Annotated in this window: 13 protein-coding genes and 1 pseudogene; 7 read left to right on the forward strand and 7 right to left on the reverse strand. The window is 71.2% G+C overall.

From position 1 onward, the window contains the following. The coding region (locus ACWEFL_RS34225) for a hypothetical protein (RefSeq protein ID WP_451720619.1) at positions 1–196 on the reverse strand (196 nt) is incomplete at its 3' end. Between the two features lie 135 nt (positions 197–331). On the opposite strand from ACWEFL_RS34225, the gene ACWEFL_RS34230 reads away from it, so the two are divergent. The 4 genes from ACWEFL_RS34230 (at position 332) to ACWEFL_RS34245 (ending at position 3,039) form a co-directional block, all read left to right on the forward strand. Next, positions 332–1,924, forward strand: coding sequence for an FAD-dependent monooxygenase (locus ACWEFL_RS34230; RefSeq protein WP_451720622.1), 1,593 nt, complete (start codon positions 332–334; stop codon positions 1,922–1,924). Positions 1,925–1,995: 71 nt separating this feature from the next. Continuing rightward, complete coding sequence (locus tag ACWEFL_RS34235) at positions 1,996–2,043, forward strand: hypothetical protein (protein ID WP_311314449.1); 48 nt, start codon at positions 1,996–1,998, stop codon at positions 2,041–2,043. Positions 2,044–2,119: 76 nt separating this feature from the next. Continuing rightward, on the forward strand, positions 2,120–2,656 hold the full coding sequence (locus ACWEFL_RS34240) for a cysteine dioxygenase (RefSeq protein WP_451720625.1): 537 nt from the start codon (positions 2,120–2,122) through the stop codon (positions 2,654–2,656). Beyond that, entirely contained in the window at positions 2,653–3,039 is a 387-nt protein-coding gene (locus tag ACWEFL_RS34245; RefSeq protein ID WP_451720628.1) for a rhodanese-like domain-containing protein, read from the forward strand. Before ACWEFL_RS34240 ends, ACWEFL_RS34245 begins: the two co-directional genes overlap by 4 nt. A 116-nt stretch (positions 3,040–3,155) precedes the next feature. Here ACWEFL_RS34245 and recX read toward each other — a convergent pair. Then, positions 3,156–3,782 (reverse strand): annotated as a pseudogene (gene recX / locus ACWEFL_RS34250) (recombination regulator RecX); the annotation flags it as partial. Then, positions 3,725–4,864 carry a recombinase RecA gene (gene recA / locus ACWEFL_RS34255; protein WP_451720631.1) on the reverse strand — a complete coding sequence of 380 codons (1,140 nt, stop codon included), beginning with the start codon at positions 4,862–4,864 and terminating at the stop codon, positions 3,725–3,727. The gene recA and the pseudogene recX, both read right to left, overlap by 58 nt. 440 nt (positions 4,865–5,304) lie before the next feature. Here recA and ACWEFL_RS34260 point away from each other — a divergent pair, with 440 nt between their 5' ends. Further along, the gene (locus tag ACWEFL_RS34260; protein ID WP_451720634.1) at positions 5,305–7,173 is read left to right on the forward strand and encodes an HSP90 family protein; all 1,869 of its coding nucleotides are present in this window, start codon (positions 5,305–5,307) and stop codon (positions 7,171–7,173) included. Next, the gene (locus ACWEFL_RS34265; RefSeq protein ID WP_451720637.1) at positions 7,170–10,292 is read left to right on the forward strand and encodes a hypothetical protein; all 3,123 of its coding nucleotides are present in this window, start codon (positions 7,170–7,172) and stop codon (positions 10,290–10,292) included. The genes ACWEFL_RS34260 and ACWEFL_RS34265 overlap by 4 nt, the downstream gene beginning before the upstream one ends. Before the next feature lie 178 nt (positions 10,293–10,470). Here ACWEFL_RS34265 and ACWEFL_RS34270 read toward each other — a convergent pair whose 3' ends face one another. Both ACWEFL_RS34270 and ACWEFL_RS34275 read right to left on the reverse strand, forming a co-directional pair. Beyond that, positions 10,471–11,613 carry an AI-2E family transporter gene (locus ACWEFL_RS34270; RefSeq protein ID WP_451720684.1) on the reverse strand — a complete coding sequence of 381 codons (1,143 nt, stop codon included), beginning with the start codon at positions 11,611–11,613 and terminating at the stop codon, positions 10,471–10,473. 534 nt (positions 11,614–12,147) lie between these two features. Beyond that, positions 12,148–12,342 (reverse strand): DUF3046 domain-containing protein, encoded by a 195-nt coding sequence (locus ACWEFL_RS34275; RefSeq protein WP_451720640.1) that lies wholly within the window; start codon positions 12,340–12,342, stop codon positions 12,148–12,150. Between the two features lie 77 nt (positions 12,343–12,419). Between ACWEFL_RS34275 and ACWEFL_RS34280 the strand changes: the two genes are divergently transcribed. Then, positions 12,420–13,349, forward strand: coding sequence for a hypothetical protein (locus ACWEFL_RS34280; RefSeq protein WP_451720643.1), 930 nt, complete (start codon positions 12,420–12,422; stop codon positions 13,347–13,349). Positions 13,350–13,362: 13 nt separating this feature from the next. Here the strand turns inward: ACWEFL_RS34280 and ACWEFL_RS34285 are convergent, their stop codons facing one another. Then, positions 13,363–13,671: an AzlD domain-containing protein gene (locus ACWEFL_RS34285; RefSeq protein ID WP_451720646.1), complete on the reverse strand. Its 309-nt coding sequence runs from the start codon at positions 13,669–13,671 to the stop codon at positions 13,363–13,365. Beyond that, a complete protein-coding gene (locus tag ACWEFL_RS34290; RefSeq protein ID WP_451720649.1) occupies positions 13,668–14,621 on the reverse strand; it encodes an AzlC family ABC transporter permease in 954 nt (317 codons plus the stop codon). Before ACWEFL_RS34290 ends, ACWEFL_RS34285 begins: the two co-directional genes overlap by 4 nt. Positions 14,622–14,861 lie beyond the last annotated feature (240 nt).

Consider the following 14,861-nt stretch of genomic DNA (forward strand, 5'->3'; position numbering starts at 1 on the left):
CGAGTTCGCCTACCCGATCGCCGGACTGGAGGAGGCGCAGCGGCTGCGGCCGGTCGTCGACGTCGCGCCGAGAGAGGCCACGATGACCGTGGTCGCCCTCCTCATATGCTCCCGCCACGTGCCCTCCGGTCGTTTTTCTCGCGATTTTCCCTACCCAGCCGTCCCATTCCGCTTCCGGCGGATCAGTGGCCGTCATGTCGCGCACCCGTCACTTGACGCAGGCACCCCCAGTCGGTTGCATACGTTCTGTGATCGCGCACCGGGGCTCCACCGCATTCTCCCGATTCTCCCGATTTTCCCGTTCGACCCTCCGACCCCGAGGAGTCACGCCGTGGACCCGGTGATCGTCGTCGGCGCGGGTCCGGTCGGACTCGCGCTCTCGCTCGCCCTGGCACAGCAGGGAGTGCCCACCGTCGTACTCGACGAGAGCGGCGGCGGGGAGGAGCCCCGGCCCGCCCGTACCGCGGTGCTCAGAGCGGACACCACGGCTCTGGTGGAACGGCTCGGCTGCGGCACGGTCCGTGACGAAGGCATCCGCTGGACCGGCTGGCGCTCCCTGCGGCGCAAGCAGGAGGTACGGCGGCAGTCGCTCGGCGACGACACCACACCGGCACCACTGCACATCCCGCAGCACGCCCTGACACGCGGACTGCGCGACGCGGTCCGCGCGCAGCGGCTGATCGGACTCGTCACCGAGAGCCGGGTGGACTCGCTGGAGCAGGATGCCGACGGTGTCACCGTGCATACGCGGGGGCCGTCGGCGACTTGGTGGCGCGGCAGCCATCTGGTGGGCTGCGACGGCGCCCGTTCGACGATCCGCAAGCTTCTCGGCATCCGTTTCCCCGGACGTACGGCGGTGGAACGGCACGCCGTGGCCACCTTGCGCGCCGAACTCCCCTGGCCCGGTGAAGCGTTGCTGCACCGTCAGCCGCCGTGGCGCACGGGCGGCGAGGAGATCACGGCACGGCCGCTGCCGGACGACGTCTGGCGGCTGGACTGGCTGCTGCCGCCCGGCGGTGAACTGGTCACCCCCGACGCGCTGGTGGCCCGTATCCGTGACACGCTGGCCGGCTGGTGCGACGGGACGCCTCCGTACGAACTCCTCGACACCGGCGTCTGCACGGTGCACCACCGCCTCGCGCGGCGCTGGCGCGTGGACCGGGCGTTCCTCGCCGGCGACGCGGCGCATCTACTCGGCGCGCTGGGGACGCAGGGACTCGACGAAGGGCTGCGCGACGCCGAGAACCTGGCGTGGAAGCTGGCTCACACCTGGCACCACGGCGGGTCGCAGACGCTGCTGGACAGCTACCAGGCGGAGCGGCGGTCAGCCGTCGCGGCCAGGCTGCGCGCCGCTGATCAGGCGCTGCCGATACTGCGGAGCGGCAGCGCCCTGCGTACCTATCTGCCGGGCGCGACCCGAGGGCATGACACCCTGCTCACCGACGGTCATCTGGGTCAGGGACCGCTGGGCGCGCCCCCGGTTCACGCGCACTCCCCCCTGGCACCCGAGTACGCCCCCTCGCAGATCCCCGTCGGTACGGAGGCGGGTGCTCCGGTCGAGGATGTCCGGGTGACCGCGCCGGACGGGACGAGCGCGCGGCTGCGGGACCGGCTGGGCCAGGGGCTGCTGGTGGTGCTGGTGGCTCCGGGTACGGGGGTCTGGGACCGTCGGCACTGGCAGAGCGCGGGGGTGATGCCCGGCTTGGCGGCGGCGGTGTCCGCGTTGCCGCTCCGTGCAGAGCTGCTGGTGACGGAGAGTTATCCGGGCGCCTCCGCTCACGCCGTGCTGCTGGTCCGGCCGGACGGGCATCTCGTCGCGGCGTTCGCCGGGGTCCGGCCGGCGGAGCTGTACGCGGCGGCGGACGCCACACGCGGTGGCGCACCGTCAGCGGTGCGCAGCGACCGGACCGCGGACATCAATTGACCATGGAGGTCACGCGTGGTGTACTCCAAAACGTGACCGACACCGATGTGCGCCTGTGGCGGAGGGTCCATATGGATCTGCTCCGGTACGCGGGCTGCGTGTGTCGGCCGTCCTGCTGAATTCGCCCTTTCTCTCTCACGTGCTGTGGCCTGCCGTGCCGCGCGCGCTTCCAGCGAACTCCCAGGACGGTTCTCCGTGTCCCCATCTGTCTCCATCCCGTTCGGCGCTGCCGCCGCTGTCGCTCCCACCGCCGCCGAACTGCTCGATTTCGTGACGAAGGCGGCGGCCGACGCCGCGCTGATCGCCTCTCTCCCACTCGACCCGGAGGGCCGTACCTGGGTACGGCTCGACGGGCCCGGTGGCAGTGAGGCGTGGCTGATCGGCTGGCCGCCCGGAACGGGCACCGGCTGGCACGACCATGCGGAGTCTCTCGGCGCGTTCGCCACCGCGGCGGGCGAGTTGAAGGAGAACTCCCTGGCCGTGCGGCTCCCCGCAGGCGGCTGGAAGACTCTCGAACTGCACGAGGATCTGGACCGTGAACGCCGGGTGGCGGCGGGTCAGGGGCGCTCGTTCGGTACGCACCATGTGCATGAGGTGCTGAACGAGTCGGACTCCGAGCACGCCGTCTCGATCCACGCGTACTACCCGCCGCTGCCGCTGATCCGGCGCTTCAGCCGGACCGGCGCGGTGCTCCGTCTTGAGCAGGTCGAGCGTCCGGAGGACTGGCAGTGAGTGATCCGATCGGCGTAGACGAACTCCTGGAGCGGGTCCGGCGGGATCTGGACCGGGTCGGGCCGCGGCAGGCTTTCGACGAGGCCGCCGCGGGAGCGCTGCTCGTGGACATCCGGTACGAGGCGCTGCGCGAACGCGACGGCCTGATCCCCGGCGCGCTGGTCGTGGAGCGCAATGAACTGGAATGGCGGCTGGATCCCTGGGGCAGCCACCGCGCCCCGGAGGCGGTGAGCCATGACCTCCGTGTCGTGGTCGTCTGCAACGAGGGATACGCCTCCTCCCTCGCGGCTGTCTCTCTCCGCCAATTGGGTCTCCACCGTGCGACCGACCTGATCGGCGGCTTCCAGGCGTGGAGGACGGCGGGCCTCCCGGTCGAAGGGTGAGGCGGAACAGGTGAGGTGAGCAGGCGGAGCAGGTAGGCGGGGAACGAGCGGAGAAGGGGGAGGCGAGAGGGGACACGGATCCGTGTCCCGGCGGCCCAATGGGTGCCGGGCATGGTTCAGAAGCCTTCCGGTACGTCCTCCATGTCCTCGCCTTCCTCCTCCAGTGCTCGTCGGACCACCCGGAGCGCCATCCCCTCCCCGTAGCCCTTGCGGGCGAGCATCCCCGCCAGACGGCGGATGCGGCGGTCTCGGTCGAGGCCGCGGGTGGAGGGGAGCCTGCGGTCGACGAGGGCGCGTGCGGTCTCCTCTTCGCGCTCGGAGTCGAGTCGGCCCACCGCCTCGTCGATCAGCTCGGAATCCACGCCTTTGGTCCGCAGCTCACGCGCCAGCGCGCGTCTGGCGAGGCCCCGGCCGTGGTGCCGGGACTCCACCCACGCGCCGGCGAAGGCCGCGTCATCGATCAGGCCCACATCCTCGAAACGGGAGAGCACCTCCTCGGCCGTCTCCCGGGGAATCTCCCGCTTGTGGAGCGCGTCCGCGAGCTGCTTTCTGGTGCGCGGGGTCCCGGTGAGCAGGCGCAGGCAGATCGCCCGCGCCCGCTCGGCCGGGTCCTGGGGCGACAGCTCCTTCTCGGCCCTCGACGAGTCGGCGCTGTCGCCCGGCCATTCGGTTCGCCGGGCCACTGCTAGCCCTTGGTCGCCGCCGCCTTGGCCGTCTTGGCCTTGGTGGCGGGAGCGGGCACCGACTTCGCCGCCTCACCGGCGGGAGCCGTGGCACCGGCCGCGGTACCGGTCGGATCGGCGCCCGGTTCGGCGGCCGACGTCTCCGGCTTGACTCCCACGCCCAGCTTGTCCTTGATCTTCTTCTCGATCTCATCGGCGAGATCGGGGTTGTCCTTCAGGAAGTTCCGGGCGTTCTCCTTGCCCTGGCCCAGCTGGTCGCCCTCGTACGTGTACCAGGCGCCCGCCTTGCGGACGAAGCCGTGCTCCACGCCCATGTCGATCAGTCCGCCCTCGCGGCTGATCCCCTGCCCGTACAGGATGTCGAACTCGGCCTGCTTGAAGGGGGGCGCCACCTTGTTCTTGACGACCTTGACACGGGTGCGGTTGCCCACCGCGTCCGTGCCGTCCTTCAGGGTCTCGATACGGCGGATGTCCAGACGCACCGAGGCGTAGAACTTGAGCGCGCGGCCACCGGTCGTGGTCTCCGGCGAGCCGAACATGACGCCGATCTTCTCGCGGAGCTGGTTGATGAAGATCGCGGTCGTCTTCGACTGGTTCAGCGCACTGGTGATCTTCCGGAGCGCCTGGCTCATCAGCCGGGCCTGGAGGCCGACGTGCGAGTCGCCCATCTCGCCCTCGATCTCCGCGCGCGGCACCAGGGCGGCGACGGAGTCGATGACGATCAGGTCCAGCGCGCCGGAGCGGACCAGCATGTCGACGATTTCGAGCGCCTGCTCACCGTTGTCCGGCTGGGAGAGGATGAGGGAGTCGATGTCGACGCCCAGCTTCTTCGCGTACTCCGGGTCGAGGGCGTGCTCCGCGTCGACGAACGCGACCGCACCGCCCGCCTTCTGCGCATTGGCCACGGCATGCAGGGTGAGGGTCGTCTTACCGGAGGACTCGGGCCCGTACACCTCCACCACACGGCCGCGCGGCAGCCCGCCGACGCCGAGCGCGACGTCGAGCGCCGTCGACCCGGTGGGGATGACCTCGACGGGCTCATTCGGCCGCTCGCCCAGGCGCATCACCGCACCCTTGCCGAACTGCCTTTCAATCTGTGCGAGCGCGGCGTCCAGCGCCTTCTCGCGGTCGGTTCCTGCCATGGGTTCCACCCGATTTGCTTGAGTCGATCGCTTCACGTCAAAGACGCTAACCCCTGCCACTGACAATGGGCCCCGACGCCCTCCAGCCTGTGGATAACTCCAGGAAACACTGAGCGCCGGAACCCCCATAAGAATGGATGTTCGATTTTGCTGTCAAGCACACCGCCCGGCGCGTCGCGAACCGCCCCCCGGTCCACGGCCGGCCACCGCCCGCCCCGGCCCTCGTCCTCCCCTTCCCTCCCCCTTCCCCCTCCCTCCTCGGTTCCCGACCCTTCCGGTACGGGGGCCGTCCCGGCTCTGACTCCGGCTCCGCCTGCCCGACCGGATTCAATCCGGAGGAGATTGTCAGTGAGCCCCCCTACTCTGTTTCTCACTTCGTGATCTGTGAGGGGGGACCTCGCGATCGCCTGTTCCCATGCGAGTACGCGAGGTGATGCGCCATGACTTCCGCTGCCGGGGCCGACGGGACTCCGCCCGACACCAGCACCTTCCAGGTGGACCTGCGAGGGCTGGTCGACCTGCTCTCCCACCATCTGTACTCCAGTCCGCGGGTCTACGTCCGCGAGCTGCTCCAGAACGCGGTGGACGCGGTCACCGCACGGCACGCGCTCGACCCCGGCGCGCGATCCCGCATCCGGCTCTCCTCCGTCGCGGGACGCGTCTCCATCGAGGACAGCGGCATCGGTCTGACCACCGACGAGGTCCACACCCTGCTCGCCACGATCGGCCGCAGTTCCAAACGCGGCGGTGAGCACGGCCTGGAGTCCGCCCGCCGTGAGTTCCTCGGTCAGTTCGGCATCGGTCTGCTCGCCTGTTTCGTCGTGGCGCGCAGGATCCGGGTGGTCACCCGTTCCGCCCGTACGCCCGATGCCGCCCCCGTGGAGTGGCTGGCGTCCGACGACGGCTCGTACACCGTCCGGGTCCTGCCCGACGAGGCCCGTCCCGAGCCGGGCACCACCGTGCATCTGGAGCCGCGCCCCGGCGCGGAGGAGTGGACGGCGGCGGCCAGGGTCGAGGAGCTGGCCCGTGACTTCGGCTCACTGCTCCCGTACGACATCGTCTTCACCGCCGACGACGGGGTGGAGCGCCCGGTCGCCGACCGCCCCGCCGTCTGGGACCGCGAGTACCCCACGCCCGCCGCGCGCCGGGTGGCGCTCTCCGGACACTGCGCGAAGCTGTTCGGGTTCACTCCGCTCGATGCGATCGACCTCGATCTGCCGGTGGCCGGTGTCCGTGGAGTCGCCTATGTGCTGCCGGAGCCGACCAGCCCCGCCCAGCGGGGCGGGCACCGCGCGTATCTCAAGGGCATGCTGCTCACCGACCGCGCGGACAATCTGCTGCCGGACTGGGCCTTCTTCGTCCGCGCCGTGGTGGACACGGACTCGCTGCGCCCCACCGCCTCGCGGGAGAATCTGTACGACGACGAGACGCTGGCCGCCGTCCGCGACGCCCTCGGCGCCTGCGTACGGCAGTGGCTGGCGGAGCTGGCCGCGAGCGACCCCCAGCGCCTGGCCGCCTTCCTCGGCGTCCACCACCTGGGCGTGAAGTCCCTGGCCCGGCACGACGCCGACCTCTTCGAGTTGATGCTGCCCTGGCTGCCCTTCGAGACCAGCGACGGACAGCTCAGCCTGGAGGAGTTCGCCGCCGCGCACTCCGAGATCCACTTCACCCGGACCGTCGAGGAGTTCCGGCAGATCGCGCCGATCGCCGCCGCACACGGCCTGGGCGTGGTCAACGCCGGATACACCTTCGACGCCGATCTGCTCACCCTGTTGCCCGGCATCCGGCCCGGCCTGAAGGTGACCGAACTGGACGCGGGAGCCGTCACCGAACGGCTGGACCCGGTCTCCACCGGCGCCGAGCTGGCCCTCGCCTCTTTCCTCGCCACCGCGCGCACCCGGCTGGATCCGCACGGCTGCGATGTCGTGCTGCGCGCCTTCCAGCCGGTGACCGTGCCCGCACTCTTCCTCGACGACCGGCAGGCTCGGCACGAGAGGGACCGCGCGACCGCCCAGGAGAACGCCGACTCGTTGTGGAACGACATCCTCGGTTCCCTCCGCGGCTCGGCCCCACGCGCCCGGCTGGTCCTGAACCACCACAACCCGCTGATCCGCAGGGTCGCCGCCCTCCCCGACGCCGAACTGACAGCCACCGCGATCGAGTCGCTCTACGGACAGGCCCTGCTGATGTCACAGCGGCCGCTGCGCCCCGCCGACTCGACTCTGCTCAACCGGGCCTTCCTCGGACTGCTGGAGTGGGCGACCCACACCGTCACCCGGACCACCGACCCGCAGGAGGGCCAGAAGTGACCGCACTGACGCCTGAGGAGATCCGCCGGGGTCTCAACGACAACTCCGGCGCCCCTTACGGCATGGCACGGAACGCGCGCGCGGAGGCACTCAGCGCCGCCGCGGAGGCCGCCAAGGACCCCGCGCTGTTCCGCCGGGCGCTCAACGATCTGATCGACGCGTACGAGTGGAGCGCCGAGCGCACCAAGATGGTGGTCCCCTTCGCCCGTCTGCTCCAGGAGTACGACCGGGACCCGTCCTCGTTCTCCCCCTACGAGTTCCACAATCTGTACTGGCGCTTCAAGTGGGTGGCGGGGCGGATCGTGGAGTCCCCGGAGATCCCGTTGGAGGCGGTGGACCGGTGGCTGGCGGACATGGAGCGCCGCTACCGGCTGGCCGGTTTCAGCGAGAGAGCGGTACGGCAGGCCGAGTTCCATCTCGCCGACGCGACCGGTGACGAGGCCCGGATGGAGCGGTCCATGGCGGGCTGGACCGCCGCCGACCGCGACGAGATGAGCGACTGCCACGCCTGCGAGCTGAACACTCAGGGCTGGTTCTGGTCCCGTACGCGCCAGGACGCGAAGGCGGTCGAAGTGTGGCAGCCGGTGCTCGCCGGCGAGCTGTCCTGTATGGAGGAGCCGCACCGGGTGCTGGCGCAGTCACTGCTGCCGCTGGTCAGGCTCGGCCGTTTCGACGACGCCCGCGCCCACCATCTGCGCGGATACCGCCTGGCCCGCGGCAAGGAGAGCCTGCTGCGCTCGGTCGGCGAGCACATCGAGTTCTGCGCCCTGACCGGGAACGAGTCCCGGGGCCTGGAGATCCTTTCCGAGCATGCCTCCCATCTCGGCCCGCTCACGGATGTCGAGGCACAGATGAATTTCAGCGGCGGAATCCTGGTTCTGCTGCGCCGGCTCAAGGAGCTGGGGCTCGGCGACCGGCCCGCCGCCCTCTACCAGGGCACGAGCCGCACCGCGGACGAGCTGTACGAGCTGCTGTACGCGGACGCCACGGGCATCGCCGCGCGGTTCGACGCGCGCAACGGGACGGCGCTCGTGTCGGAACTGCTGATCGAGCGGATCAGCCGAAAGCCGCTGGTCGAGTCGGTGCCGCTCGGGGTACGCAGCGCGGGACTTCCCGCCGCCACGCCGGTACGGGTGGCCGGTGCGGGCGGTTCAGGCAGCGTGGACGGTAGCGGCGCCCCGGGGGAATCCGGTGCCGGGTCAGGCCGTCGGGCCGTGGCGGACGGGAGCGCTCCCGACTTCGCCGGTCTGGTGGAGCGCGCCCGTGCGGCACGGCGGCGGGGGCTTCCTTCCGCCCGCGGCATGTGGGCGGAGGTCTCACGGCTGGCCGAGGCGGGCGAGGAGCAGTCCGATCCGGGGCTGGCCGGGGACCTGCTGGAGTACCGGGCGATGGCCGCGACAGACGCCGGGGCCCCGGAGGCGGGGGCGCTTTTCGCGCGGGCGGTCGAGGCCCATCGGGCGGAGGGTCGGCTCGGCCGGGCGGCCCACTCGGCGCTGGCGGCAGCGGGCAGTGCCGCACGCCTCGGCGCGGATCCGGAGCGGATACGCACGCTGCTCGGCGCGGCGGCGCGGGCGGCCGCCGAGCTGGACGAGACGGATCCGGAGCGCCCCCGCCGTATCGCCATGGCCGAACTGGCCACGATCCGGATCGCGTCCTTCCTGCGCGATCGTGAGCGTGAGACGAGCGCGGCCGACGCGACGACGGGCACGAGTACGGCGGCCCCGGCGCACACACCGGACACGGCGGACACGCTGGATACGGCGGATACGGCGGAGGAGTCGGCCGAGACGGAGAACCGACAGCTGATGGCCGAACTGGAAGGCTTCGTCGCCGCTCGTGCCGAGGCCACGGCCAAGACGGCGGACGCGAGCGGGCCTGAGGGGACGGCCGATGTCCTCGCACAGGCGGAGCTGACCCTGGCGCGGCTCTTCCTCTCGATGGGCGATCTCGACGCCGCAGCGCCACTGCTCGCCTCGGCAGCCCAGCACTTCCTGGCCGCGGAGCGCCCCTGGCAGGCGGTCGAGCCGATGGCGCTGCGGGCGAGTGTGCTGGCCGCCGGCGGAGAACTCGACGCCGCCGAGTCCGCCGCCAGGACAGCGCTCGGGCACGCGGCCGAAGTGATCGACGGCGAGGAGCAGGCGGCGGTACGGCTGACGCTCACGGACATCCTGCTGCGCAAGGGCGACCAGGCCGATGAGGCGGCCCGGCACGCACTCGACGCGACGCACTGGCTCGATCAGGCGGGGCTCGCCGCGACGGGCGGCGCCAGGGCCCGGCTGATGCTGGCCCATGCGTACGCGGACGCGGAACGGACCGCCGAGGCGGCCGAGGTGCTGCTCTCGGCGCTGCCCGACCTCGTGGAGCACCACGAGCACGAGGCCGTGGAGGCACGGCGGACACTGGGCGGGCTGCTCCGGGAACTGCACGACCCGGCGGCCGCGGCCGAGCAGTATCTGCTGGCCGCCGAGACCGCGAAGGGCTGGGACGATCCCCGTCTCCAGGCGGGTCTGGCGCATTCGGCGGCCGAAGCCCTCGCCGCGGCGGACATGCTCGCGGAGTCACAGTCGGCGTACGCCCGTGCCCTGGAACTGTGGCGGCTCGCGGGCGACAATCCCGTCGGCGAGGTACGGGTGCTGCGTTCGCTGGCCTGGCTGGCCGTGGAGGACGACACCGCCGTGGCCGCCTATGGACGGGCTCGTGCCCTGATGGATCAGGCGTTCGCCGTCGTCCAGGGCTCCGAGGAGCCCGAGCTGCGCTACGAGTGGGCCCAGACCTGTCGGCAGCTCGCTCAGCTGGTGGAGGACTCCCTCTACGGGGACGAGGAGCAGGAGACGCACGAAGAGCAGGTGGACCGGGAGGAGCAGGAGCGGACAGCGGTCCGGGAAGAGGCGGTGCAGCTGCTGGAACAGGCCGCCTCGGTCTTCAGGGAACTCGGCGGGGACGCGCTGCGCGAGGGCTGTGAGTCCCTGATCCGGGCAGCGCAGGTGGAGAAGGCCCTGGGCCGTGCCGAGGACGGCAGGGCCCGGCTGACCGCCCTGGTCTCCGAGCTCGGCGCGCTGGACGGGGACACCGCGGCCGGGCTGCTGCGCCAGGCCGAGCTGGTACGCGACCGGATGTGACACGCACCGGATACGACACGCGGGGGTGCGGTGCACCGGCGGGATTCGCCGGTGCACCGCACCCCGTGGCATGGCCGGTACACCGGCCGCTCACGCCAACCGCCGGCCAGCCCGCGCTGACGCCGGCCACCGGCACCCGTCGCTGAGCGCCTCGCACCGAAAGATCTTCACTCAGGGCTCAGGGCTCAGACCCGGTCCCCGTGTCCGGAACACCGCGCCGTGCCCCCGGCACCGCGCGGATCCGCCGCAGCAACCGGCCTCCGCGCCCCTGGTGGCCGTGTACGCGCGGGTCGTCGGTCACGTCGTACCGCCGCACGTACGCCCCGAGGAACGCCTGGAGCGTGGCGACCGCCGGGATGGCGATCAGCGCGCCGATCGCCCCCAGCAGTGCCGTACCGGCGATGACCGAGCCGAAGGCCACGGCCGGGTGGATGTCGACGGTCCTGGAGGTGAGTTTGGGCTGGAGCACATAGTTCTCGAACTGCTGGTAGACCACCACGAACCCGAGCACCCACAGCGCGTACCAGGGATCGACGGTGAAGGCGATCAGCATGGGCAGCGCGCCCGCGAGATAGGTGCCGATCGTCGGAATGAACTGTGAGACCAGCCCCACCCAGACCGCGAGCGCCGGGGCGTAGGGCACGCCCAGGACCTCCAGCAGGATGAAGTGGGCGACACCGGAGACGAGGGCCATCAGCCCGCGTGAGTAGAGGTAGCCGCCCGTCTTGTCAACGGCGATCTCCCAGGCGCGCAGCACCTCGGTCTGCTTGGACGGCGGCAGGACGGAGCAGATCGTTCGGCGCAGCCGGGGTCCGTCGGCCGCGAAGTAGAACGAGAACAGGAAGATCGTCAGCAACTTGAACAGCCCGCCGAGCACGGTGGCCGAGACGTCCAGTACACCGCTCGCGCTGTTCTGGACGTACTTCCGCAGCCAGTCCGAGCGCAGCAGACTGTCCTGGACCTCGACCCGGGACAGCTCCGTCCGGAAGCTCTGGTTGACCCAGCTGATCACCGAGTCGAGATACTTGGGAAAGTCCTCGACCATGGTCACGATCTGATCCGCGAGCATCGAGCCGAGCAGGACCACGAAGCCGACCGCTGCGATCAGGATGCCGAAGAAGACGAGGAAGGTGGCCAGTCCTCGCCGTACTCCTCGTGCCGCCATCCTGCCGACGGCCGGTTCGATCGCCAGTGCCAGGAAGAAGGCGATCAGAATGTCCAACAGCAGCCCGATGAGCTGCTGGAAGGCCCAGCTGCCGAGCTGGAAGCAGGCGTAGAGGGTCAGCGCGAGCACGATGGCACGCGGCAGCCAGCGGGGCATCCGGGCCCCGCCGGGAGGCCCGGCCACCGAGGCGGGCGGCGGGGCGTTCGGCGGCGTCACGCTGTCGGCGGGCGCACCCGGAGCGGCGCCTTCTGCGGCCGTGTTCGCGGGTGCGCCCTTCGCGGACGGGCCAGGGGTCACACCTTGCGCGGGCACAGTTCTCCGGTCGGTTCTGTCCTGGTCGTTTCGGTCACTCGTCGGGGGCACCGGGAAAGTGTCGCCCACGTTCGGCACTCGTGAGGAGCCGACCCGGCAACTCCGGGCCGCGCTCTGTGGCTCTTCCGTCTCACCACGTCCCCCGCCGTTCCATCAACCAACGCTCCGTCTCTTTCTCCTTGCTCCGACCGACGCTTCTCCGACCGATGCGGTTCCGTCACCGGTGACGCGTCCGTCCTCCCCAGGACAGCGGTGCGTCTGCTGCTGCCGGGTCCAGCCGGGCACCTCAATCGGTTTCCGCCGGGCGCTTCACATACGGTTCCCCGCTTCAGGCGCCCGTTCCCCGCTTCAGGCGCCGTGCCCCGGTCCTCGGGCGGATCACTGCTTCTCCGCGGGAACGCCCACGGCGGCGCAGACCGCGCGCCACACGTCCTTCGTCTCCCAGCCCGCGTCCAGCGCCTGGTGGACCGTACGGCCACCGAGTTCGGCCATCACATGATCACGCGCGAAGGAGTCGGCGTACCCCGGCCCGAAGTGATCGGCCATCCGTTCCCAGAAAATCGTCAACCGCATGATGTCAGTATCCGCCCCAGGGGGTACTCCCGGCTCCGTCCGTATCCCGAAACCCCATTCCACCGTACGGTCGGCACATGGCCGGAACCGGAAGAAGTCCTACGTTTCTCTCGTCTCTCGCCCGTGCCGAGCGGTTCATCTGGCTCACGGCCCGCGTGCTTGAGCAGCGGCGTTTCGCGTATCACTTCCTCGGCGGGGCCCCGGACTCCGTCGAAGTCGCCCTGTCGGCGTATCTCAATGAGGACGGCGGTTACGGCCACGCACTGGAACCGGATCTGCGTGGTCCGGTCAGCCAGCCGCTGCACACGGCTCATGCCCTGCGCGTCCTGGACTCCATCGGCCGCTGCGCCGGAGCGCGTGTGGAGCGGATGTGCCGCTACCTCTCCGATGTGTCGACGCCCGAGGGGGCGCTCCCCGCGGTCCATCCGTCGCAGCGCGGCTTTCCCGCGGCGCCGTTCATCCCCGTCGTGGACAGCCCTCCGGGCGAGTTGCTGACCACGGGCCCGGTGGTGGGACTGCTGCACCGGAACAAGGTGTGGCACGCCTGGCTTTTCCGGGCCACGGACTTCTGCTGGGCAGCGGTCGAGTCGCTGGAGGAGTCCCATCCGTACGAGATCGAGGCGGCCGTCGCCTTTCTGGACGGGGTTCCGGACCGCGCACGCGCCGAGGCGGCGGCCGACCGGATCGGGCGGCTGGTGCGCCGCCGACGGCTCGCGGTGCTCGACCCGGAACGGACCGACGCCTACCCGGTCGCCGAAGGGTATGCGCCCGGTGAGCACCACTTTCCCTACGACTACGCCCGAACGCCCCGGTCGCTGGCCCGGCGGTGGTTCACGGACGAGGAGATGGAGCGCTCGCTGGACCATCTGGCGGGCGAGCAGCGGGACGACGGCGGCTGGCCGGTCAACTGGCGGCAGTGGGCTCCGGGGTCGGCGCTGGAGGCACGGCCGCTGGTGACGATCGAGGCCCTGCGCACGCTCCGCGGGTACGGGCGTGTGATCGGCTGAGGGAACCGCTCCGTCAGCCGCCGATCGCCCGCAGCCCGGCGGTCACCAGCACCGCCGTGGCGACCACGACGAGGAACGGGGCCCGCAGGACCAGGGCCAGACCCGCCGCGGCCACTCCGACCACTCGGGCGTCCAGCTCCAGGACGCCGTTGGTGCTGAACGTCTGCTGTGCGGTGAGCGCGGCCAGGAGGGCCACGGGAAGCAGGGCCGCCAGCCGCCGGACGAGGGGGCGCTCCAGGGCATCGGCCGGGACCAGCAGTCCGGCCAGCTTGACGGCGTAGCAGCCGATGGCGGTCACCGCGATGGCTATCCAGACACTCACCGGTTCTCACCCTCTGCCTTCTGTGAGTTCTCCGGGTCGGTCGCGGCCCCCGGGTCCGTCGTGGTCTCTGGGTCCGTCGTGGTCTCTGGGTCCGTCGTGATCCCCGGAGCGGCGGACTCCAGGGGATCCGCGGCGGTCGTGGGATCCGCAGCCCGGTCGGCGCGTCCTCTGCCGCCCCTTCCGGCTCCGCCGAAGCTCATCCCCCGCCCCTTGAGCCAGAGCACTGCGGGTGCCGCCAGGGCGGCGACCAGGACCGGAACCCCTGCGGGGAGCAGCGGCAGGAAGCCGAGTCCGAGTACGACGGCGAGTCCGGCGACAGCCCGCTCCGTCGCCGTACGCAGCATGGGCGCGAGCAGGGCCAGGAAGACGGCGGGTCCGGCCGCGTCCAGGCCCCAGGCATCGGTGTCTCCGATGGCCTCCGCGCCGAGTGCCCCGAGGAGCGTGGTCAGATTCCACAGCACGTACAGCGTCACGCCGGTCACGGTGAAGCCCAGGCGCACGGCCCGCCGGGTCGGCTGGGCGAGGGCGACGACCGTGGTCTCGTCGATCACCCAGTGGGCGGCGAACGGCCTGACGAACCGGGGCAGCGCGAGGAGCTGGGACAACCGCAGCCCGTAGAAGGCGTTGCGTACGCCGAGGAAGAAGGCGCCGGCAGCGGCGGTGAACGGATTGCCGCCCGCCGCGATCGCGCCGACCAGTGCGAACTGCGATGCGCCCGTGAACACCAGCAGGCTCAGCGCACAGGTCTGGAGCAGGCTGAGGCCGGACCCCGCCGAGGTGACGCCGAAAGCGAACCCCGAGAGGCCGACCGCCACCCCGACGCCGAGGGCGTCCCGGACGACGGCGGAGTCCGGCTTGGCCGCGGGCTCGGCGGCCACCGGTATCCCGGCGGGGGCGTCCGCCGACGGGTCGGGAGGGTGGCTCCGCGCGGGAGCTGTCTTCTCTGCCATTCGGCGGACGTTACGCGAGAGCGGCCTCACAGGTCATGTACGTTCTGGCGCACCGTCGCCGGTCCCGAGGGCCCGCGCGGCCGTCCCACGCGGCCCGCACATCCGGCACGTCCCACGCACGGGCTCCGGGCGGAGCCGGACCGTCCTGTCCTTGCCGTGATCTGTGGGCCCCGCGATCCCCCTGATCACAAAGGCGCGGAGAAGGCCATCGTGGCTCGCCCGTTCCCTCTGCGGAGGCAC

It is taken from the genome of Streptomyces sp. NPDC004838 (genome assembly GCF_053600955.1).